Genomic DNA, 20,986 nt, shown 5'->3' with positions numbered 1-20,986 from the left:
TTGCCCACGCAAAAACACCTCCGAATTAACACTTTAATTAAGTGTACCATTTCGAAGGTGTTTTATAGTGTCTCATTTATCTAGGTTAGTCTACATTTGCCCCAGCTTTTTTACATTTCCATCTCTACAGCCGTATCGATCACTTCCTGCGGTACTGTGATGGTTTCTACCTTATTGTAGTTTGAATACTGTCCGTTCATGTTCTGTTTCATCGCAATCGTCTGGCCTTCAGCTGCCATTTCCATTTCCATGATCATGTTCAGCACGCTTGGATAGAAGGTCTCTTTATCAATGACAATTTCATACTCAACACCATTTATTTTCATATTTTCAAGCATTTCTCCATTGGCAGCCAATTCCGGAGGAAGGGTTTCAGCCGCTGTTTCCTTCACAAAATCATTGAATTTTTCTCCATTGGCTTTAAGCTTTAGAATATAGCTTTTAGTGTCCTGTTCAAACGTAAAGTCATCAGCAAACTGCTGAAGCTTCTTTAGCTCTTCGCCAGGATTTGTCTGCTGGCTGGACATCTGGAGCAGGTCATCTGACATTTCTTTAGGGAACTTCATCCAATGATCGCCTGCTCCATCATAAAGGAACATACCTTCCTCGGTAAAATAGCTTTCGATATCATAGGAGTCTTCTGCGCCTTCCATTGACATGGTCATCTTTTGATAAAAGGCAGTAGGTTCCGTTGTTACATTCATATCAATGACTGAATCAATATTCATGCTTTCTGCTTCGGAATCAGAGCTCATTTGCTGGCTCATATCCATTTTAACGGAAAAGCTTTTTAGCTCTTCGGAAGCCTCTGTTGATTTAGATAATACTTCCTCTAGTGTCAGTTCCGATTTTTCTTCAGTATGGGTTTCATCTTTGTTTGTTCCGTTGTCATTTCCTGAAGCTGTTTCATTGACAGGCTTGGCTGTATCACTGCATGCAGCAAGCAAAAGGATCATAAGTAGGCCTGTAATGATTGCCAGAGTTTTTTTCAATATCTACACTCCCTTTGTGTTAGTCAGTTGTTTTTACGATGAAAAAAAAAGAAAGTTTCAAAAATATGTATTTTCATACTATAGGCCCAGAAGTTTTTTTAAAAGGGATTTCCCTTTATAATGATAACATCAAAGGATATTTTTATGAGTGAGGTATAATATGGAAACGTTTTTAGATGCGAACGGAGGGGAAGTGCGCCTCTCTTTTAAAAAGGGTACCTTTGACAGGGAGCCCCAACATGTCCTTGTCATTTGCCGTTTTGAAGGTCGATGGCTGCTGACCAATCATAAAGAGCGCGGCTGGGAATTCCCGGGGGGCAAAGGCGAGCAAGGTGAATCTCTTGAAGAAACGGCAAGGAGAGAGGTTTATGAGGAAACGGGTGCCATTCTGAAAAGCCTCGAATTCCTAGGCGAATATGAGGTTTGTACGGGGAACGAACGTTTTGTTAAAGCGGTTTTTTATGGAGAGGCCGCCCAGGTGGAGAAGAAAACACAGTATTTTGAGACTAACGGGCCGGTGCTGGTAGAGGGGGATTTATTAACACATAGATGGGAAGAACAATACAGTTTTATCATGAAGGATAGAGTGATTGAAAGAAGCCTGGAGAGAATAGCAGAAAACAGTAAAAACGGCAATTAGCGTTGCCGTTTTTGCTATGATCCATTTTTAATTAACTTTCTCTCAAGAAGCTCAACAAGCTGATACATCACCGTCGCAAAAACAGCAATCACAAGCAATGATAGCATGACAAGCGTAAAGTTGAAAACCTGGAAGCCGTAAATGATCATATAGCCGAGGCCTTTTGAGGAAACAAGGAACTCACCAACAATGACACCGACCCATGATAATCCAACATTGACCTTTAAAGTGGAGATAATGGTTGGGAATGAGGCAGGCAGGATGGCTTCCCTAAAAATTTGTACCCTATTAGCTCCAAAGGTTTGAAGTACCTTTATATAGTTCGGATCGACTTCTTTAAAGGACGTATACACGACAATGGTTGTGATAATGATTGAGATGATAGCACCCATGGCCACGATGGAAGTGAAGCTTGGGCCTAATGCTACAATCAAAATCGGGCCAAGCGCAACCTTGGGCATTGAATTAAGCACAACCAAATAAGGGTCCGAAATTTTTGAAAGCATTGGTGACCACCATAGAATGGCTGCAAGGAAAGTTCCTAAAAAAGTTCCGAGTATGAATCCGAAGACCGTTTCTGAAAGGGTATAGCCCAGGTCAATCATTAAGGTCCCATCCTGGATTTTTGTTAAAAATAATCTCCCAACTTTTGAAGGCGAACTGAAGATTAACGGGTCTATCCATTGTTTTTGGCTTGCCAGCTCCCAGCATGAAAAAAAGACTAGAAAGATAACCATCTGATAAAAGCGGACCCATCGTTTTTCACGATTCAGTGATTGGATATATTTTTGATGAAGAAATTTAACGTTCTCCTGCGGGCTCAAGGGACTCCAGCTCCTTCCATATGGTTTGAAAAATGGCTGGATATGCTTCATGATTACGGGCTTTAAATGGAGTTGCATCTCTTAATTCTTTTGGTATTACAAACGTTTTATGAAGCTGTCCGGGCCTTGCTGAGAACAGAAAAACGCGGTCGCTCATGCTGATTGCCTCGCCGATATCATGGGTAACAAGAATGGCCGTTTTTCCGAAAGATTTAAGGGTGGTGGAAACCAAATCTTCAAGCTTCAGCTTCGTTTGATAATCTAAAGCGGAGAATGGTTCATCGAGCATCAGCAGCTTTGGTTCTGTCGCAAGCGTCCTCACGAGAGCAACACGCTGCCTCATTCCGCCGGAAAGCTGCTTCGGAAATTGTGACTCAACCTCTTTGAGACCCATTTTTGCAAGAAGCTCCAGGGCATAAGCTTTTTTATCAGGAGAAAGGCTATTTCCGATTTTTAGCCCCAATAAAATATTCTCTTCGATCGTTTTCCATGGAAAAAGGTAATCCTGCTGCAACATATAGCCGATTTCATTTTCTGCTGTTTCTACCCGCTTTCCTTCCAGTGTCACAGCCCCTTCTGTCGGTTCAAAAAGGCCGGCTATAATGGAAAGCAAAGTGGTCTTGCCGCATCCGCTCGGTCCGAGGAAGGAAACAAATTCCCCTTCCTCCACCTCAAGCGAAACATCGGAGAGGGCCGTAACAGCAGTGGTCTTCGTAAAATAAGTGTGGTGTATGGCATTAATTTTTAGAAAATCCATGTCGGCCACCTCTTTTCTAAATTTTTTAAAGCTGCGGTATTATTTCATTACACTCTCTGCGATTTCTGTATTAACCAATGTTCCATGCTCGATGCGCTTTGGAAGCTCTCCTGCTTCATCCATGATGTTCTGCAGGTTATCCCATTCTTCTGTATCCAAAATAGGATCTGTCGCAAAGGAACCCTGGCCCTTATAGCGGTCTACCACCATTTCAATTATTTCTAGCTCTGTGTTGTCAAAATATCCTTGGATTGCTTCGGCTGTTTCCTTTGCGCTGTGGGTCTCGACCCATTGCTGTGCTTTATAGATCGCCCTTGTAAATTTCTCGACCGTTTCCTTATTTTCATCAATATAGCTTTGCTTCGTCATGAATGTGGTATAAGGTACATGACCGGACTCGGTTCCGAAAGAAGCGACGATAAATCCCTTGCCTTCTTTTTCAAAAACGCTGGCAGTCGGTTCAAACAGCTGGACAAACTCGCCGTTGCCGGAAGCGAAGGCTGGTGCAATATTGGCAAAATCAATATTTTGGATCAAATCCAAATCCTGATGCGGATCGATTCCATGTTTTTTCAAAACAAACTCGCCGACCATTTGCGGCATGCCGCCTTTACGCTGGCCCAGGAATGTTTTACCCTTCAGCATATCCCAGGAAAAATGATCGATTTTATTGCGGGAAACCAGAAACGTGCCGTCCGTTTGTGTCAGCTGCGCAAAATTGATAACCGGGTCATTGGAGCCCTGTGCGGATACGTAAATGGATGTTTCAGAGCCAACGAGCGCAACATCCGCGCTATCCGAAAGCAGAGCTGTCATCGTTTTATCTCCGCCCGCAGTAGTTGTAAGCTCAACATTAAGCCCTTCTTCTTCAAAAAAACCTTTCTCAAGGGCAACATATTGCGGGGCATAGAAAATGGAACGTGTCACCTCCGCAACGCGGACATTCAGAACTTCATCCTTGCCGCAAGCGGCCAAAGGAATAATAAGTATCGACGTAAGCAGCAGAAGCATGCTCACTTTTAACCATTTTTTCATAAGCCGTATGACCTCCCTTATGGTAAAAAAATTCAGATTTAAAAGCCTAGGATATCGTATGAAAACGGAAAAAATGTGTGAATGCCTATATGAAAACTTTTTAGTAGCAGGGAGGAATGCTCATACTAGTAGTCGTAGCAGGAAAAAAAGTTAGGAGTATGGAAACGAACCGGACTTTTGAAATTTAGCGAAACTTTTTAAAACGAAATCAATTTACATGAAGCATGTATCACTTTTCGAAAATACATGTGAGTTTGCATGGTTTAGTTCGACTCTTAAAATATATGTGCAGGTTCCCGGTCTAACGCCATTTAGCAAATAATTAACTCCAAAAGGGAGATGGAAATATGAATTTCGAAAACGGGCAAATCATTGATAAGCAGAGATTTCCTTCACCCAATCCAGCGATCGAGTTATCCGTGGTCACTTATTATGCAAACGGATTACATATAAAGGGCCTGCTTGCAGAGCCAAAAGGTGAAGAATTGTATGATGGATTCCTTTATCTGCGCGGTGGTATTAAGAATGTCGGCAAAGTGAGGCCTGGGAGGATTGTTCAGTTTGCCTGTGAAGGCTTTATTGTATTCGCGCCTTTTTACAGGGGTAATCAGGGAGGAGATGGAAACGAGGATTTTGGGGGGGATGACCGGCAGGATGCATTTGCAGCTTTCACCCTTCTCCAGGAGCACATCAGGGTAAAGAGGGTTCATGTTTTTGGCTTTTCACGCGGTGGTGTAATGGCGCTGCTTACTGCCATTCAATTTCCTGAAGCAGCATCAGTTGTGACATGGGGAGGCGTTAGCGATATGTTCCTGACCTATGTGGAACGCAAGGATCTTCGCAGGATGATGAAAAGGGTAATTGGCGGGACCCCGACCAAATTTCCTGACCGCTATAAATACAGGACGCCGCTTTTTCAGCTGGAAAAGCTGCAGGCGCCTGTCCTGATCATCCATGGGGAGCAGGATCGGAATGTTTCGGCAGAGCATTCCTTCCGCCTTGAAAAAAGGCTTAAAGCACTCAATAAAAAGGTGGATAGCTGGTATTTTAAAGAATACACCCATTACTTTCCGCCAAATGTTAATCGCAAAACCGTTGAGGATTTAACATCCTGGATGAAAAGCCATGAATGAGGATCTTCTTAATTTTTCTTAGGGGCTTTCAGCGCAGCAAAAGGTGGGGTAAAATAGAGGTAAGAACATCACAATGAAGGAGAGATACCAATGGGTATGCCTTTGGAGTTAAATACCATGATCGTGACAAAGGGCAGGGAAAAGAGGCTTGATGAAAACTATTTTTCACTGGTCAAAGAAGGGTACAGACTATACCCTCTGGACATCCCTGTTGAGGTGAAAAGAACGATTGATGGCGACCTGAACGGCACAGGGATCATCAAAAAAGTGGAGTGGGAAAATAACCAGACAGTCATTATGTATCAGCTAGTAGCATTAAATTCAACAAATTAAATGAGCGACTGGACTATGTCCGGGCGCTTTTTTTTATGTTTAAGCTGTGGTAATGCTCAGTGATGATTAAGCACTGTGTTGATTGGAGCGGAAGGCGCGGGATCCACGAAAATGCATTCGCATTTCCTTTGTGCGGTGTTTATTCGAGGATACCTTTACATAGTCCTGCGGAAAAAAGCGAACCCAAGGGAGACCCTCTAGGCGTAGAACGCCGAGGAGTGTCGGAAGCCCGCTGTTCGCTGAGTGACTGCAGAGTAAATCAACACCCTAATATAAAAGAGCCTATGCTTAAAAATTTTTCCATCAAAACTGTAAGATGGAATCAAAAAATCCGTCCTATTTAACAAAGGGGGGTAAGTTGATGGAGGCCGGCCGGCAAGTGGAACAGTGGTTTCTAGAATATGAAAAAGATATCACCAATTATCTGGTGTATTTTACAGGATCCAGGGATGTAGAGGATCTTGTGCAGGAAACATTTTTAAAGGCATATCAGTCCTACGGGCGTTTTAAATTTGACTCCAATCCAAAGACGTGGCTAATCAGTATCGCACGCAATGCAGCCATTGATTTTTATAGAAAAAGTAATGTCTGGAAAAATCTGAAGGATAAACTGTCAAGGCAATCTTCGGAAAATGAATCCGCAATCACAGAAGAAATTTTAATCCAAAAGGCAGAATCTGCCCGGTTGCTGGGGGCTATCAATCAATTGAAAAATAACTACCGCGACGTGGTCCTGCTCAGAGGGATTGCTGATCTATCAACTGAGGAGACGGCCGAGGTACTTGGGTGGACAGGAAGTAAAGTAAATGTCACCTTTCACCGAGCGGTAAAAAAACTAAATTTGCTTTTAAAGGGGGATGAGCAAGGTGACCCATCTTTCAGATAAAGAGCTGCTTGAGAGAATGAAAGAATTCCCCACTCATAAATTAAAGGGGGAACAGAAAAATAGAATCATACACAGTATGCGGAAGCAAAAGTCGCCTAAAAGAAAATTTGGCTTTTCTTTTCAACGGGCGGGTGTTTTAGCGGCATTTCTTGCAGTCCTCATCATTGTGCCTATTTTATTTTTGGAAAATAAAAGCGAGCCAGAAAAGCATTTGGGGGCAGGTGTTGAAAGAGCTGAAAATGGAGATTATTTTGCGCTTACGGATGAAGATGGGAAACCTGTATTTCCCGATTCCAATTTTGGACTACCTGGAAGGGTCAGCTTGTTAAGTCCTCCTGAATGGATTGCCGGTGATGATAGAAGTGTAGCAAAAATCATGGTCTATTTATGGTGGAAGCCTGGCGAGCAGGTTTACCAAAACATGAAAGTGGAAGCAGTCCATGTGGATACCGGCATTACACAGGAAATGGCTTCATTTACATTAAGCGCAGGCATGTATGGCTCTGATGCCCATGCTTTGACAAGCTTTAAACCTTTTGAAAAGCATGGCGTATGGAATCTGAAGTTTATGTTCGGGGAAAAAACCTTTGAAGAATTCTCAATTTACGTGAAGGAGCCTTATGTCAAAATCGGTGATTCCACACTAATGATTTCGCAGGAGGACCTGGTGGCAGGAACATTTGAAAATGTAAATCTTGAGGTTGAGGGAGAAGACTTGCCCGGGCAAGTTGAGCTTGAGCTGTTTCGTTTTGAAGACGGAACAGCAGAGGTATTCCTTTTTTCTGGGAAAACAGATTATATTAAAGCAGACACTGGTAAAAAGGTAGGCATGTATACTGGCGATCTTGTAATCAAGAAAAGCGGGCGATACAGAATGAGTACTCTGCAACAATCTGTACCAATTGAGGTGAGGAAGCCGGTTGATTAATAGGCTTAGTGGGGAAAGTAGCTAAAGGTAGCCTTTCTTTTTAGAAAAAGGCTCTGTTAAAGCTTATTGTTGTTTTTAGCACCCTGTTGATTGGAGCGGAAGGCACTAATCCCGCGAAAATGCATTCGCATTTCCTTCGTGCGGTATTATTTCAGGGAAGCTTATTCAAAGTCCTGCGGGAGTGCGGATCAAAGGGAGATCCCGCAGGAGCAAAGCGACGAGGAGCGTCGGACCGCCCGCTGTTCGCTGAGTGCCTCGTGCTGAAATCAACAGGCAAATTTAACAGAGCCCGAATCAGCGGAGAAAAGGGAGAAAGGGAACAAAAGCGATCCACACAAAGCGCATACCAGGAAATGCAAAAATAAAAGTACACAAGCATGAACCAACAAAAAAGGAATTGCCGCTCAAACGGCAATTCCTTTTTATATTATGCGATTGGTCCGCCTTTTTCTTCGATTTCAGAAGAAACACTTGTGAACTTTTTAAAGTTCTCGCGGAATTTCGCTGCAAGTTCTTTAGCTTTTATTTCATATGCGGCTTTGTCAGCCCAAGTTTTGCTTGGCTGAAGGACTTCATCAGGCACACCTGTTACGTGCTGTGGAATTTCAAGGCCGAAGATTTCGTCTTTGATTGTGTCTACGTTGTTTAGTTCGCCTTCAAGAGCAGCTTCTATCATTGCGCGTGTGTAGGCAAGCTTCATGCGTTCACCGACACCGTACTCTCCGCCAGTCCATCCTGTGTTCACAAGGAAGACTTTCGCGTTATGCTCATCGATTTTTTCGCCAAGCATTTCAGCGTAGCGATTTGCAGGCAGCGGAAGGAATGGCGATCCGAAGCAAGTAGAGAATGTTGCCTGCGGTGATGTGATGCCGCGCTCTGTTCCTGCAAGCTTAGATGTATAACCACTCAAGAAATGGTACATTGCCTGTTCCTTGGATAGTTTGGAGATTGGAGGCAATACGCCAAATGCGTCAGCTGTTAAGAACACAATGGTATTAGGATGTCCGGCAATACTTGGGTCAACGATATTATCAATGGCCTGCAGCTGGTATGCTGCACGTGTATTTTCAGTTAATGTGCTGTCGTCGTAATCTGCCACGCGTGTTTCGCTGTTAACCACTACATTTTCCAATACAGCCCCAAAGCGGATCGCATCGAAAATTTGCGGTTCTTTTTCACGTGATAAGTTGATGCATTTCGCATAGCATCCGCCTTCAATGTTGAATACCCCGTTTGCAGACCAGCCGTGCTCGTCATCACCGATCAAGCGTCGGTTTGGATCAGCAGACAATGTTGTTTTGCCAGTTCCGGATAATCCGAAGAATAAAGCAACATCGCCTTCCCTTCCAACGTTGGCTGAACAGTGCATAGGAAGGATTCCGTTCTCTGGAAGCATATAGTTCATCACTGAGAAGATGGACTTTTTCATTTCACCAGCATATTCTGTACCGCCGATTAAAACTGTGCGGCGTTCGAATGAAATGATGATGAATGTTTCGGATTTTGTGCCATCAACAGCAGGATCTGCTTTGAAATTAGGAGCAGAGATTACAGTAAACTCAGATGCATGGTCAAGAAGCTCATCTTCTGCCGGGCGAATGAATAATTGGTGTGCAAATAGGTTGTGCCAAGCATATTCATTAATGACCTGGATCGGCATGCGGTATTTCTTATCAGCGCCTGCATAGCCTTTGAAAACAAATACCTCTTCTTTTTCTTTTAAGTAGTTTAAGACTTTATTATATAAGCTGGAGAATGCTTCTTCAGAGATTGGCTGGTTCACGCTGCCCCAGTCCATTTTGTCTTTAGTTGATGCTTCTTCAACAATGTATTTATCTTTAGGTGAACGGCCTGTATATTTTCCTGTTGTGGCACGTACAGCACCAGTGGATGTAAGAGACCCTTCTTTACGGTTTAAAACTTTTTCCACAAGCTGAGGAACAGATAATTGTACTTGAATGTTGCTGCCTTTTAATAATTCGCTCAATTCATTTGATATGCTTACAGAGTTCATCTGATGAATACCTTCCTTTTTCCGATATTTTTTATGAAAGTGATTACATCTCAAAATTAGTATAACACATTAAATTAATTAGTCTATACTAATGCGTTAAATTTTTACCCAATGTTATAAAAATGTGCCAATAGACCAAAAGATGCATCTAAAGCGCCTTATAACCGGTATATGTTATTATAGAAGAAAGTGTTAAATCTGAAAATGGGACTGGTATTAATGAAGACAATTGCCCTTTATGATGGAACGTGTTCCTTATGCAAGGAAACAAAGCGGCTTTCTGAAAAGCTAGATTGGCTCAAACAGGTGGAGTGGATTTCCCTGCAGGAATATGAAAGAAATCTGAACTCCATTTCATTTTCAAAACAGGATCTGCGAAAAGAACTTCATATCATTACTCCTGCTGGTGATATTAAAAAAGGGTACTATGCTGTGAGGAGGCTGCTGCGGCATTTTCCTGCAACATTTTTATTCAGCGTTCTTTTATATATCCCGTTTACCCCTATAATAGGAAATCCCATTTATCAATGGATCGCTAAAAACAGGCATAAATTTTTAAAGAAAAAGTGCGATGACGGAAGCTGCTCGCTGTAAGTATAGCACCATATTTTCTGCAGTGAAATTTTACTGTAAAAAATGATTGAAATTTGTTGACATGATTCGGTAAAATACGGTATGATTCAACCTTGAACGGATACTCTCTTATCCCGAGCTGGTGGAGGGACAGGCCCTATGAAACCCAGCAACCTGCTAAAAGGCAATAAACAGCAAAGGTGCTAACCTGACGCAAGGACGTAATTCCTTGAACGATAAGAGTGAAAGGCGCGAATCGATTTGCTTTCAACCTTTTCACTAATGAGAAGGTTTTTTATTTTGTTTATCTAGCTCCAGCACCCAGCCTCTCGAGGTCATAAGCCATTCCCTTGCAGAAGGCAAAGAAACGCCTTCCTTCAGGGCCTGTCTTATGCTTGTCGAGGCTAAACGGGCGCTTGCGCTTTTAAAACTGGCAATGGGATGAACGGCTTTTGGAATGTACTATTTATGTGAGTTTTTTGGCCTGGCTCTGCTAGCGATTCTGCTTTTTAAGAGGCAGCTTCCAGCGGTGCATAAGAATATGAACCTCGGCTTTCTGGCCAGCGTTTCCAATTTTCTTAATAAAAACTCCATGTTTATTTCATACTACTAAGGGAATGAGTTCCGTATCAAACAGAGATCCTTGAAATGGCAGGAAAAAGTTTTTAGGCTGCTCCCGCGTTTCTAATTCTCGCTCAATTTTCTATTTATAAGGAGGAAGCCAGATGTCAACAAAGCGTCGTTTGTTTACTTCTGAATCAGTTACTGAAGGTCATCCGGATAAAATTTGTGACCAAATTTCTGATGCAATTTTAGATGCGATTTTATCTAAAGATGCGAATGCCCGCGTTGCTGCAGAAACTTCTGTAACAACAGGACTTGTATTAGTTGCAGGTGAAATCACAACATCTACATACGTAGATATTCCAAAAATCGTTCGTGAAACGGTGAAAGAAATCGGTTATACACGTGCTAAATATGGTTTTGACTCTGAAACATGTGCAGTATTAACTTCCATTGACGAACAGTCAGCGGATATCGCAATGGGTGTTGACCAAGCATTGGAAGCACGCGAAGGAAAAATGAGCGATGAGGAAATCGAAGCAATCGGTGCAGGAGACCAGGGCTTAATGTTTGGCTTTGCCTGCAACGAAACAAAAGAGCTTATGCCTCTTCCGATTTCTTTAGCACATAAATTATCCCGCCGCCTGACTGAAGTGCGCAAAGAAGAGATTCTTCCTTACCTTCGTCCAGACGGCAAAACTCAGGTAACGGTTGAGTATGATGAAAATGACAAGCCTGTCCGTATTGACACGATTGTTATTTCCACTCAGCATCATCCGGAAATCAGCCTGGAGCAAATCCAGCGCAACCTGAAGGAACATGTCATCAATCCGGTTGTTCCGAAAGAACTAATCGATGAGGATACAAAATACTTCATTAATCCAACTGGACGTTTCGTTATCGGCGGACCTCAAGGGGATGCAGGGTTAACGGGACGCAAAATCATTGTAGATACTTACGGCGGTTATGCACGCCACGGCGGCGGAGCATTCTCCGGTAAGGATCCTACAAAGGTTGACCGTTCTGCTGCCTATGCTGCACGCTATGTTGCGAAAAACCTTGTAGCTGCTGGTTTAGCAGAAAAAGTGGAAGTACAGCTTGCCTATGCTATTGGTGTAGCACAGCCAGTATCCATATCTGTGGATACATTCGGCACAGGAAAAGTAGATGAAGATGTACTTGTTGATCTTATTAGAAAGCATTTTGATCTTCGTCCTGCAGGCATTATTAACATGCTTGACCTTCGCCGCCCGATCTATAAGCAAACAGCTGCTTACGGCCATTTCGGACGTACAGATGTTGACCTTCCTTGGGAGCGTACAGACAAAGCTGAAGTCCTTCGTTCTGAAGCCATCTAATAAAAAAGCGGGAGTTGCATTTTATATGTAACTCCCGCTTTCTTTTTTACGTCTTACAACATATAAGGGAAAATTCACCCGTTTAGGGTCTTTCTGCCCTTTAGGCGTTTAACGATTTATGTTATCGTATAAACTTCTGATAATGGCTTTATTTTCCGTTGAGATTTTTTTCATAATCCCCGTGCTAATTTAAAATGATTAGTGGTAGTATTATAGGGTATGTTTTTTAGAGACAGAGGAGCCGAAAAGGCTATATTAAATAATGAGAAAAGAATGGAGTAGGTGACGTACATAATGTGTGGTTTTATTGGTTGTGTACATGATAAAGCACAAAATTACCGTGACGCAGATAAAGAGCAATTTGAAAATATGAATGATATCATTACCCATCGCGGCCCGGATGATTCGGGATATTATTTTGATGAACATATCCAATTTGGCTTCCGCCGGTTGAGTATTATCGATATTGAAAGCGGACATCAGCCGCTGACTTATGAGAATGAGCGTTATTGGATTATTTTTAATGGTGAAATCTACAACTATGTGGAATTGCGTGAAGAACTACTCAAAGCAGGCTTGAGCTTTGAAACTAGCTCTGATACAGAGGTTATTATCGCCCTTTACAGCCATTTAAAAGAAAAAGCTGTTGAAAAGCTTCGCGGCATGTTCGCTTTTGTGATTTGGGATAAAAAGGAGCAGTCATTATACGGAGCAAGAGATCCATTCGGGATTAAACCTTTCTTTTACTATGACAAAGGAGACCGTACCTTCTTTGGTTCAGAAAAGAAGAGCATCCTATTGGCGCTGCAGAATGATGTATTGAATTATGATTCCTTGCAGCACTATTTAACCTATCAGTTTGTGCCTGAGCCAAATACGATGTCAGAAGGAATCCATAAGCTGGAGCCAGGCCACTATTTCACGAAAAAAATAGGCGCTCCAATGGATATCAAACGCTATTGGAAAGCGGCTTTCCATCCTGTTCAAAAACCGGAAGCTGACTTTACTAAAGAAATTAGGGATGTATTATTTGATTCAGTTAAAATGCACATGCGTGCTGATGTTCCAGTTGGTTCATTCCTTTCCGGCGGTATCGACTCTTCTATCATTGCATCGATTGCAAAGGAATTCCATCCGGCTATTAAAACCTTCTCCGTCGGATTTGAGCGCAATGGCTTCAGCGAAGTGGATGTGGCGAAGGAAACGGCAGAAAAACTGGGCGTTGAAAACATCAGCTATATCATATCGCCTGAGGAATATATGAATGAGATTCCGAGAATTATGTGGCATATGGATGACCCGCTTGCAGATCCAGCCTGCGTACCTCTTTATTTTGTAGCTAGGGAAGCGCGCAAACATGTAACGGTTGTTCTTTCCGGTGAAGGTGCCGATGAGCTGTTCGGCGGCTATAATATTTACCGTGAGCCGCAATCTCTTGAGGTGTTCAACAAAATACCGGCAATCGGCAAAAAGCTGTTAAGAATGATTGCGAACATGATGCCAGAAGGAATGAAGGGTAAAAGCTTTATCGAACGAGGCGTAACACCGATGGAGGAGCGCTATATCGGAAATGCGAAAATGTTTACAGAAGAAGAAAAGCGCAATCTGCTTCATGTTTATAAAGATGGCCTGAATTATACGGATATCACAAAGCCGCTTTATGAAGAAAGCCGGGATTATGATCCGGTTGACCGCATGCAGTATATTGATATCCACACATGGATGCGCGGAGACATTTTATTAAAAGCGGACAAAATGACGATGGCCCATTCACTTGAGCTGCGTGTTCCTTTCCTTGATAAAGAAGTGTTCGAAATAGCTTCTAAAATACCGACCAGCCTGAAAACGGCGAATGGTACAACGAAGTACATTCTTCGCAAAGCAGCTGAAGGTGTTGTTCCTGATCATGTGTTAAACCGCAAAAAGCTTGGCTTCCCGGTTCCAATCCGCCATTGGCTGAAAGATGAAATGAACGATTGGGCTAAAAATATCATCCGTGAAAGCAGCACAGATCATCTAATCAACAAAGAATATGTGTTAAGGCTTCTTGAGGACCATTGCCAGGATAAAGCAGATAACAGCCGTAAAATCTGGACTGTTCTTATGTTCATGGTATGGCATCAAGTTTATGTAGAAAAGAAATACTCCTTTGAAAAAGAGTACTTAGTGAATAAAGATCTTCAGCCTCTAAAAGGCTAAAAAAACGTCCATCAGGGGAATCCTGATGGACGTTTTTATTGCGGTAGATAAGTAATAGCTTGTCTTCCCATCTGCACCCAGGCTTCCTCGAAGTCCGCAATGGGAGCTTTTTTATTTTTTTCGCCTGTCAGCGGATCGTTGAAATACATATATTCCTGATCATAGCCTGTCAGCAGTACAGAATGCTCTTTGTATGTAATCTGGATTTCGCCGCTTGGCGTATGCCATGTTTGGAAAAAATCATCCGAGAGCTTTTTATATGCAGTATTGGTAATGATCCAAACTGGCCTTCCGTCTGATAGGTGAATTTTTAACTCTGTAAAATCGGAACCGGTAAGATCTCTAATGGAGCCCGGTAAATACTTTTCGGCAAGCTCTTTCACAGGCTTATGGTAAACGCCAAGTCCTGGATTATCAAAGGAAAGCATATCGCCCACAAATCCGTCGTTCGGATGGCCAAAGTAAATTTTCCCGTTTTCTATATTATAAGGTTCAGGGTTTTTCTTTATCTCTTTTGCCAGAGTGATTTTATCAGCCTTTATGCCTGCATGCTGAAGGAGCATGGACAGGCTTGTCACTTCGCATCCTCTTGGCAGTTCAGGAAATTGATTAACAGCGGGAAGATCAATCAGCGTTTCGTCTTTAATTTTAACAACGGCAGTATTGTGCTCTATAAAAGCACTAGTTTTCTTAACGGGTTCACTTAGCCATGACTTCATCTGATCGACTGCCGAAGCTGACCGGTTCTGGTCCCAATTATCAAGCACAAAGGCAGCAGAAATAAGGATAAAAACAACCAGAAACAGTGATGCTGTTTTTAAGAGTGTCTTTCTAAATATCATAATCAAAAACAGAAAAAGCATGATTGCTGCTATATATAAATACAATTCCTTCACCCGCCTCAGTCTAACTGCTTGTTTATTATCGGCAAAATCCCTTAATTATTAAATTTATAAGCTTAGTTCATGCTGGAAAGGGAATAAGTTAGAAGAATGAGAGCCGTGTTATTTAGTGTCTTTCTGCAAAGACTTATAGTATTGCCCTTTTTCGGCATATTCCCTGCTGATGCGTTCCATATCTTGAATATCTTCGGGGGTCAGTTCACGTATAACCTTGGCAGGCCTTCCAAAAGCAAGTGTATTTGGCGGGATTTTTTTGCCCTGTGGAACAAGACTGCCCGCGCCAATGAAAGCACCCTCGCCGATTTCCGCCTGATCCAACACAATGGAACCCATCCCTATTAATGCTTTTTTACGGATAATGCAGCTATGCAGGATTACCTGATGGCCGATAGATACTTCATCTTCCAATATCAATGGGTTATTTGGGCTTTGGTGCAGAACTGAATTGTCCTGGATATTTACTTTTCTGCCGATAATAGTGGATGCTACATCTCCTCGGATAACGGTGTTAAACCATACGCTGGATTCCTCGCCGATCTCCACATCACCGGTTATGGTAGTAAAATCAGCAATAAAAGCTGACTCTGCAATTTTGGGTTCTTTGTCTTTGTATGGATAGATCATCTTTGAACACTCCTATAAGTAGTTTGATTATTTTGATTCTATCACAAGAAGCATTTTAATGTTATTTTAGCAAAGGCTGTGCTAAAGCTTCTTGTTGTTTTTGCACCCTGCTGATTGGAGTGGAAGGTGCGAGATCCTCGAAAATGCATTCGCATTTTCATCGTGCGGTGTTTATTCGAGGATGCTGATTCAATGACCAGCGGGAAGAGACTGTCGAAGGGAGACCCCACAGGCGCGAATGCGCCGAGGAGCCTCCCTGACCGCTCGCGGTTCGCTAGGTCCCTGGAGCGGAAATCAACAGGCAAGTTTAACAGGCCTTAGCAAAAAGATCGGCGTACTTTTATCGGTGTTTGATTGAGGAACAATTTAAGCATCTAGGCTATAATATATTTACATAAGATGGTTCGTAATAAAAGGCTAGGGGGATGGACTATGTGGAAATGGGAAACTGAAGGAGAAGCAAAGGGCGTTATTGTCATGGTGCATGGGGCAATGGAGCATCATCGCCGCTATGGCTGGCTGATTGAAATGTGGCGCTTGGCTGGTTTCCATGTCATAATGGGAGATCTTCCTGGCCAAGGCATGACGACAAGGTCAAGAAGAGGCCATATTGATTCCTTTGATGAATATATTCTTGAAGTAAAGGATTGGGTACAAGCTGCATATGAGTTCGAATTGCCGGTTTTTCTTTTAGGGCATAGCATGGGCGGCCTGATTGCCATTCGGCTGCTTCAGGAAGAAAGAATGAATTTGGCTGGAGTGATTCTTTCGTCTCCATGTTTAGGTCTAGTCAAACAGCCTTCCAAATTCCTTAACTTTTTATCGCTTGGCCTTAACTCATTGGTGCCAAGCCTGAAAATGGATGCTGGCTTGTCCGTAGAGATGGCAACCAGAAATCAGGATGTACTTGATGCAGATTTGAACGATTCTCTCTACGTAACCAAGGTTTCAGTCCGATGGTACCGGGAACTTGTGGCATCCATAAAGCTCGCCTTTGAAAACCTGGATAAAATACAGGATGTGCCGCTCCTTGTTTTGCAGGGCGGCGATGACAAAATTGTCAATAAAACAACTGTCAGAGACTGGTTTAACCTGGCGCCCTTCTCCGAAAAAAGATTCAAAGAATGGCCAAAATGCTATCATGAAGTTTTTAATGAACCGGAGCGGGAAGAAGTCTTCGAGTACACAAAAGATTTTGTTAACAGCCAATTAAAAGCTCTAGGTTATGTTGTGTAAAAGGGGAAAATTCAAACTCTGCCCTCTTGGGTAAGATTAACACCCATAATGGGTTTCCGATGAGCAAAAAAGGTCGCTAATGAACATGATTAATGACCAAACTAGGGTTAGAAGTAAGAATATCGTTGTTAATCAGCTGGATTAACGCCCAAAATGAGCTTGCTATGTAGGTATGGTAGTTAATGAACATGATTAACGACCAAAAGTGGGTTAGAAATAAGAAATCGTTGTTAATCAGCTGGATTAACGCCCAAAATGAGCTTGCTATGTAGGTATGGTAGTTAATGAACATGATTAACGACCAAAAGTGGGTTAGAAATAAGAATATCGTTGTTAATCAGCTGGATTAACGCCCAAAATGAGCTTGCTATGTAGAGTATAGTAGTTAATGAACATGATTAACGACCAAAAGTGGGTTAGAAATAAGATTATCGTTGTTAATCAGTTGATTTAACGCCCATAATGGGTTTACGATGAGCAAAAGGTCGTTAATCAATTTGTTACCACTCAAAATAAATCGTCTGTCAGATGAAAAATAGCTGGAATTAACCCGGCAGCTTTCGGGGATAGCGTTAAGAGGATGCAACCAACTTTAATAAATAACTAAACAGCAGGTGCCCTGTGCCAAAGGAGGTAGGTAATGTCATGAGTGTCCCTTCCATGCCAATTAGTTTGATGTCACATGTATATCGGAAAGTTCTGCCTGCAGTCCATAAAGAGTTGGCATATTGGAAAAGCAGGGCAGAAGCCATCCCGGATCCGGAATTAAGGAACCAGGCCCTTGCCAGCATTGAGCATAAAACCTTCCACTGTGAAGGCGGGGCGATTATGTCTTTAATGGCCAAGGCAAAGTACGAGGAAGCCATAAGATTTATTGTCGCTTATCAGACAATCAGCGATTATTTGGACAATCTATGCGACCGCAGTACTTCGCTGGACCCTGGAGATTTTGCCGCTCTGCATGAGTCAATGGAGGATGCGCTGAACACCGATGCCTCCAGCAAAAATTATTATCGCTTGAGAAATGAACAGGATGATGGAAATTATCTCGCGGATTTAGCAGCCACCTGCAGGGAAGTTTTATCCGGCCTAGAGCATTACTCTCATATAAAAAGCCATTTGCTAGAATTATGCCGCTATTACTGTGATCTGCAAATACATAAGCATGTGGTTGTGGAGGAGCGAGTTCCACGCCTGCAAACCTGGTTTGATCAATACAGGTCGGATATTCCGGAGATGGAATGGTATGAATTTTCAGCTTGTTCCGGGTCGACGCTCGGAATTTTCTGCCTTGTCTCTTACGCGTTAAGGGATGATTTTGAAAGGGAACATGCAGAAAATATCCGTAATGGCTATTTTCCTTATATCCAGGGCCTCCATATTCTTCTGGACTACCTGATTGATCAGGAAGAAGATCGAGCTGGCGGGGACTTAAACTTCTGCTTTTATTATGAAAATGAAGAAAAGCTGTTTTCGCGCCTCAAGCACTTTGTCCTTGAAGCGGACAAGCATACCGAAAAGCTTCCCCATAAGCATTTCCACAAATTGATTAATCGCGGATTGCTGGGCATCTATCTATCAGATGAAAAAGTTAGAAAACAAAGGAACGTGCGGAGATTAGCGAAAAGCATGATCAAAACAGGCGGAATGGTCAGTTATTTCTTTTACATGAACGGACGGGCTTACCGGGCAATCCAAAAATTGATGCCGGCCGGGATGGCCAAAGCATTTATAAAATAATAAAAGCCTGCATTCACGCAGGCTTTTTGCATTTGTTTACCGTTTTTCAATCGCCAAAATAAACGGAGGATTATTCTTTTGATTAATAAACTGATATTGCAGAACATGGACCAGGCTTTGGTCCAGATGTTTGACATAACGGAGCAGGTAATCACGTTCAACCGCTCCTTCTATATGGCCGTGATAAATGACCAAAAGAATAATTCCTTCAGGTGCCATCAGCTCCAATAGCTGGTCGATGGCAGAAATCGTTGTTTGCGGCCGGGTAACAATTGATTTATCCCCGCCAGGCAAATAGCCTAAATTAAAAATGGCAGCGGTTATTTTACCATGATGGACAGGCGGGACATTTTGAAGGATATATTCGTGTCCGGAGTGGAAAAGGGTAGCCCGGTCAGCCAGCTCATGCTCCGCAAGCCGTGCTTTCGTATTAAAAACTGCATCCTCCTGAATATCGAACCCGTAAACCCTTCCGTTTGGCCCGACTAAATTGGCAAGATAAACCGTATCGTGCCCGTTCCCTAAAGTCCCATCAATGACGATGTCTCCGGGGGACACTGCTTTTTCAAGCAGCTGCCTTGCAAAAGGTAAAATTCTTTCAAGCTTCATGATATCGCCTCCAATTGGCTGGGGCTAAAAAATTTCCCTTGCCAGCTGTTTCTGCGCTTCAATTCTGCATCAATGCTATTGAGAACCTCCCACTTATTGACGCTCCACATCGGCCCGATCATTAAATCAATCGGACCATCGCCCGTAATTCGATGCACAATCATTTTTGGAGGTAAAATTTCCAGCTGGTCGCATACTAAGTTTACATACTCTTCAAGAGACAGGAACTCGAGCATTCCTTTTTCAAATTGCTTGACCATTGGCGTTCCCTTTAATAAATGAAGAAGGTGAATCTTAATTCCCTGTACATCAAGCTTTGCAATCTCACGTGCTGTTTCCATCATCATTTCAGGCGTTTCAAGCGGAAGGCCATTAATAATATGGGAACATACGCGGATCCCATGTTTACGGAGTTTGTTTACTCCCTCCACATAGCACTGGTAGTCATGTGCGCGGTTGATCAGCAGGCCTGTCCGCTCATGAACAGTCTGTAATCCCAGCTCTACCCAAAGGTAGGTTCTTTGGTTAAGCTCGGCCAAGTATTCGACTACATCATCCGGCAGGCAGTCAGGGCGCGTTGCGATGGAAAGGCCAACAACTCCTTCCTGCTCAAGCACCCTTTCATACATTTCACGCAGCACTTCTACAGGAGCATGTGTGTTTGTGAAAGCCTGAAAGTAGGCCATATACTTGCCATCTTTCCATTTATGGTGCATTTTTGTCTTAATTTCGTTAAATTGTATTTCCAAATCGTCTGCACGGTTTCCAGCAAAATCCCCTGAGCCTGCCGCACTGCAAAATGTGCACCCGCCATGTGCAACAGTACCGTCTCGGTTAGGGCAATCGAAGCCGCCGTCCAGTGCTACTTTGAAAACTTTATGGCCAAATTCATTCCGTAAATGATAATTCCATGTATGGTAGCGCTTATTATCAGATGCAAACGGAAAAGGATTAGTTTGATCCATACCTGTTTCCTCCCTTTGAGAACTTATATATAAAGGTTTGAAAGTATACTTTTTAATAAAAGCTCTTTTAATTTTGCCTGTTGATTTCCGTGGGCGGCCCGACGCTCCTCGGCGCCCTGCGCCTGCGGGGTCTCCCTTTGACATGCTTCTTCCGCTGGAGTCTCGCGCCTTTCGCTCAAATCAACTAAGTGCCAAAATCAATAATGAGCTTTAACTAAGCCTTTAATAAAAATACGGGGCGATGAAGTGCACCCATTTAGCTTTGACAAAATTAATCTTAACATGAACGTAAAGCCTTATCCAAGGGGAATTGGCAGGAAATAGGGTAGTAAGGATTGCGGAAAAATGAACAGACTAATACATGAAGCATGCATGCTTCTATACCCATTCTTCAAGGAGGGGAACGTAAAATGGCAACTCGTGAATCGATGGATACACTCTTGCAGCAATGTGAGGATGCAATCCGCTATGCACAGGAGCAGTTTGATGCCGGACGGACACAGGAGCACTATAATGATGAAGACTACTCCAGTGCTCTTCAATCTTTGGAAGCTGCTTATAATGATATTACTCAAATGGCCCATAGCGCCAATTCCCAGCAGCGGGAACAGCTTCACCGTATGAGGCTTCAGCTGCAGCAGCTCCAAAATCAGATGATTATACTTCCTCATTAA

20 protein-coding genes and 1 riboswitch are annotated in these 20,986 nt (G+C 42.8%); of the genes, 11 read left to right on the top strand and 9 right to left on the bottom strand.

Annotation, left to right across the window (positions count from 1 at the left end; translation table 11 throughout):
- Positions 1-110: 110 nt before the first annotated feature.
- Positions 111-992, bottom strand: coding sequence for a DUF6612 family protein (locus tag IQ19_RS17655; RefSeq protein ID WP_144543680.1), 882 nt, complete (start codon positions 990-992; stop codon positions 111-113).
- A gap of 160 nt (positions 993-1,152) precedes the next feature.
- On the opposite strand from IQ19_RS17655, the gene ytkD reads away from it, so the two are divergent.
- Positions 1,153-1,632, top strand: coding sequence for an RNA deprotection pyrophosphohydrolase (ytkD, locus tag IQ19_RS17650; protein ID WP_144543679.1), 480 nt, complete (start codon positions 1,153-1,155; stop codon positions 1,630-1,632).
- 14 nt (positions 1,633-1,646) lie between these two features.
- Here the strand turns inward: ytkD and IQ19_RS17645 are convergent, their stop codons facing one another.
- From IQ19_RS17645 to IQ19_RS17635, 3 genes are read right to left on the bottom strand one after another with little or no spacing between them, the layout of a single operon-like run.
- Complete coding sequence (locus tag IQ19_RS17645) at positions 1,647-2,456, bottom strand: ABC transporter permease (RefSeq protein WP_144543678.1); 810 nt, start codon at positions 2,454-2,456, stop codon at positions 1,647-1,649.
- Positions 2,434-3,213 (bottom strand): ABC transporter ATP-binding protein, encoded by a 780-nt coding sequence (locus tag IQ19_RS17640; protein WP_144543677.1) that lies wholly within the window; start codon positions 3,211-3,213, stop codon positions 2,434-2,436. The genes IQ19_RS17645 and IQ19_RS17640 overlap by 23 nt, the downstream gene beginning before the upstream one ends.
- A 39-nt stretch (positions 3,214-3,252) precedes the next feature.
- Positions 3,253-4,248, bottom strand: coding sequence for an ABC transporter substrate-binding protein (locus tag IQ19_RS17635; RefSeq protein ID WP_144543676.1), 996 nt, complete (start codon positions 4,246-4,248; stop codon positions 3,253-3,255).
- Between the two features lie 347 nt (positions 4,249-4,595).
- Here IQ19_RS17635 and IQ19_RS17630 point away from each other — a divergent pair, with 347 nt between their 5' ends.
- The 4 genes from IQ19_RS17630 to IQ19_RS17615 all read left to right on the top strand — a co-directional run bounded on the left by IQ19_RS17630 (position 4,596) and on the right by IQ19_RS17615 (position 7,528).
- The gene (locus IQ19_RS17630; RefSeq protein ID WP_144543675.1) at positions 4,596-5,381 is read left to right on the top strand and encodes an alpha/beta hydrolase family protein; all 786 of its coding nucleotides are present in this window, start codon (positions 4,596-4,598) and stop codon (positions 5,379-5,381) included.
- 90 nt (positions 5,382-5,471) lie between these two features.
- Positions 5,472-5,714, top strand: coding sequence for a DUF2584 domain-containing protein (locus tag IQ19_RS17625; protein ID WP_110066379.1), 243 nt, complete (start codon positions 5,472-5,474; stop codon positions 5,712-5,714).
- Positions 5,715-6,075: 361 nt separating this feature from the next.
- On the top strand, positions 6,076-6,600 hold the full coding sequence (locus IQ19_RS17620) for an RNA polymerase sigma factor (protein ID WP_144543674.1): 525 nt from the start codon (positions 6,076-6,078) through the stop codon (positions 6,598-6,600).
- Positions 6,581-7,528, top strand: coding sequence for a hypothetical protein (locus IQ19_RS17615; protein WP_144543673.1), 948 nt, complete (start codon positions 6,581-6,583; stop codon positions 7,526-7,528). The genes IQ19_RS17620 and IQ19_RS17615 overlap by 20 nt, the downstream gene beginning before the upstream one ends.
- A 427-nt stretch (positions 7,529-7,955) precedes the next feature.
- Here the strand turns inward: IQ19_RS17615 and pckA are convergent, their stop codons facing one another.
- Positions 7,956-9,542 carry a phosphoenolpyruvate carboxykinase (ATP) gene (gene pckA, locus IQ19_RS17605; RefSeq protein ID WP_144543671.1) on the bottom strand — a complete coding sequence of 529 codons (1,587 nt, stop codon included), beginning with the start codon at positions 9,540-9,542 and terminating at the stop codon, positions 7,956-7,958.
- Between the two features lie 219 nt (positions 9,543-9,761).
- On the opposite strand from pckA, the gene IQ19_RS17600 reads away from it, so the two are divergent.
- The 3 genes from IQ19_RS17600 to asnB all read left to right on the top strand — a co-directional run bounded on the left by IQ19_RS17600 (position 9,762) and on the right by asnB (position 14,236).
- On the top strand, positions 9,762-10,136 hold the full coding sequence (locus IQ19_RS17600; protein WP_144543670.1) for a thiol-disulfide oxidoreductase DCC family protein: 375 nt from the start codon (positions 9,762-9,764) through the stop codon (positions 10,134-10,136).
- 105 nt (positions 10,137-10,241) lie between these two features.
- Positions 10,242-10,358: riboswitch (SAM riboswitch) on the top strand.
- Between the two features lie 482 nt (positions 10,359-10,840).
- Positions 10,841-12,037 (top strand): methionine adenosyltransferase, encoded by a 1,197-nt coding sequence (gene metK / locus IQ19_RS17595; protein WP_144543669.1) that lies wholly within the window; start codon positions 10,841-10,843, stop codon positions 12,035-12,037.
- A 294-nt stretch (positions 12,038-12,331) separates the two neighbouring features.
- Positions 12,332-14,236, top strand: coding sequence for an asparagine synthase (glutamine-hydrolyzing) (asnB, locus tag IQ19_RS17590; RefSeq protein WP_144543668.1), 1,905 nt, complete (start codon positions 12,332-12,334; stop codon positions 14,234-14,236).
- Between the two features lie 35 nt (positions 14,237-14,271).
- Here asnB and IQ19_RS17585 read toward each other — a convergent pair whose 3' ends face one another.
- Together IQ19_RS17585 and IQ19_RS17580 are read right to left on the bottom strand one after the other, a co-directional pair.
- On the bottom strand, positions 14,272-15,123 hold the full coding sequence (locus IQ19_RS17585) for a C39 family peptidase (protein ID WP_144543667.1): 852 nt from the start codon (positions 15,121-15,123) through the stop codon (positions 14,272-14,274).
- Positions 15,124-15,240: 117 nt separating this feature from the next.
- Positions 15,241-15,762, bottom strand: coding sequence for a gamma carbonic anhydrase (locus tag IQ19_RS17580; protein WP_144543666.1), 522 nt, complete (start codon positions 15,760-15,762; stop codon positions 15,241-15,243).
- A 432-nt stretch (positions 15,763-16,194) separates the two neighbouring features.
- Between IQ19_RS17580 and IQ19_RS17575 the strand changes: the two genes are divergently transcribed.
- The gene (locus tag IQ19_RS17575; protein WP_144543665.1) at positions 16,195-16,998 is read left to right on the top strand and encodes an alpha/beta hydrolase; all 804 of its coding nucleotides are present in this window, start codon (positions 16,195-16,197) and stop codon (positions 16,996-16,998) included.
- Between the two features lie 645 nt (positions 16,999-17,643).
- On the top strand, positions 17,644-18,738 hold the full coding sequence (locus IQ19_RS17570) for a tetraprenyl-beta-curcumene synthase family protein (RefSeq protein WP_144543689.1): 1,095 nt from the start codon (positions 17,644-17,646) through the stop codon (positions 18,736-18,738).
- Positions 18,739-18,774: 36 nt separating this feature from the next.
- On the opposite strand, the gene mnmM is transcribed toward IQ19_RS17570, so the two are convergent.
- Together mnmM and mnmL are read right to left on the bottom strand one after the other, a co-directional pair.
- A complete protein-coding gene (gene mnmM / locus IQ19_RS17565) occupies positions 18,775-19,347 on the bottom strand; it encodes a tRNA 5-(aminomethyl)-2-thiouridylate-methyltransferase MnmM (RefSeq protein WP_144543664.1) in 573 nt (190 codons plus the stop codon).
- Positions 19,344-20,312, bottom strand: coding sequence for a tRNA modification radical SAM protein MnmL/YtqA (gene mnmL, locus IQ19_RS17560; protein WP_144543663.1), 969 nt, complete (start codon positions 20,310-20,312; stop codon positions 19,344-19,346). Before mnmL ends, mnmM begins: the two co-directional genes overlap by 4 nt.
- Positions 20,313-20,722: 410 nt before the next feature.
- Between mnmL and IQ19_RS17555 the strand changes: the two genes are divergently transcribed.
- Positions 20,723-20,986 (top strand): YtzC family protein, encoded by a 264-nt coding sequence (locus IQ19_RS17555; RefSeq protein WP_144543662.1) that lies wholly within the window; start codon positions 20,723-20,725, stop codon positions 20,984-20,986.

Origin of the sequence: Cytobacillus oceanisediminis (assembly GCF_007830235.1) — a bacterium.
In the GTDB taxonomy this organism is placed as follows: Bacteria; Bacillota; Bacilli; order Bacillales; family Cytobacillaceae; genus Cytobacillus; species Cytobacillus oceanisediminis.
The sequence above is the reverse complement of the archived record's forward strand: the minus strand, read 5'-3'. Positions and strand labels throughout refer to the sequence as shown.

Excerpts from the sequence above, each read along its gene's own strand:
- asnB (WP_144543668.1), top strand. The coding sequence starts at position 12,332 with ATGTGTGGTTTTATTGGTTGTGTACATGATAAAGCACAAAATTACCGT.
- IQ19_RS17640 (WP_144543677.1), bottom strand. The coding sequence starts at position 3,213 with ATGGATTTTCTAAAAATTAATGCCATACACCACACTTATTTTACGAAG.
- mnmM (WP_144543664.1), bottom strand. The coding sequence starts at position 19,347 with ATGAAGCTTGAAAGAATTTTACCTTTTGCAAGGCAGCTGCTTGAAAAA.
- IQ19_RS17625 (WP_110066379.1), top strand. The coding sequence starts at position 5,472 with ATGGGTATGCCTTTGGAGTTAAATACCATGATCGTGACAAAGGGCAGG.
- IQ19_RS17600 (WP_144543670.1), top strand. The coding sequence starts at position 9,762 with ATGAAGACAATTGCCCTTTATGATGGAACGTGTTCCTTATGCAAGGAA.
- IQ19_RS17570 (WP_144543689.1), top strand. The coding sequence starts at position 17,644 with ATGAGTGTCCCTTCCATGCCAATTAGTTTGATGTCACATGTATATCGG.
- IQ19_RS17635 (WP_144543676.1), bottom strand. The coding sequence starts at position 4,248 with ATGAAAAAATGGTTAAAAGTGAGCATGCTTCTGCTGCTTACGTCGATA.
- metK (WP_144543669.1), top strand. The coding sequence starts at position 10,841 with ATGTCAACAAAGCGTCGTTTGTTTACTTCTGAATCAGTTACTGAAGGT.
- mnmL (WP_144543663.1), bottom strand. The coding sequence starts at position 20,312 with ATGGATCAAACTAATCCTTTTCCGTTTGCATCTGATAATAAGCGCTAC.
- IQ19_RS17630 (WP_144543675.1), top strand. The coding sequence starts at position 4,596 with ATGAATTTCGAAAACGGGCAAATCATTGATAAGCAGAGATTTCCTTCA.
- ytkD (WP_144543679.1), top strand. The coding sequence starts at position 1,153 with ATGGAAACGTTTTTAGATGCGAACGGAGGGGAAGTGCGCCTCTCTTTT.
- IQ19_RS17575 (WP_144543665.1), top strand. The coding sequence starts at position 16,195 with ATGTGGAAATGGGAAACTGAAGGAGAAGCAAAGGGCGTTATTGTCATG.
- IQ19_RS17555 (WP_144543662.1), top strand. The coding sequence starts at position 20,723 with ATGGCAACTCGTGAATCGATGGATACACTCTTGCAGCAATGTGAGGAT.
- IQ19_RS17580 (WP_144543666.1), bottom strand. The coding sequence starts at position 15,762 with ATGATCTATCCATACAAAGACAAAGAACCCAAAATTGCAGAGTCAGCT.
- IQ19_RS17620 (WP_144543674.1), top strand. The coding sequence starts at position 6,076 with ATGGAGGCCGGCCGGCAAGTGGAACAGTGGTTTCTAGAATATGAAAAA.
- pckA (WP_144543671.1), bottom strand. The coding sequence starts at position 9,542 with ATGAACTCTGTAAGCATATCAAATGAATTGAGCGAATTATTAAAAGGC.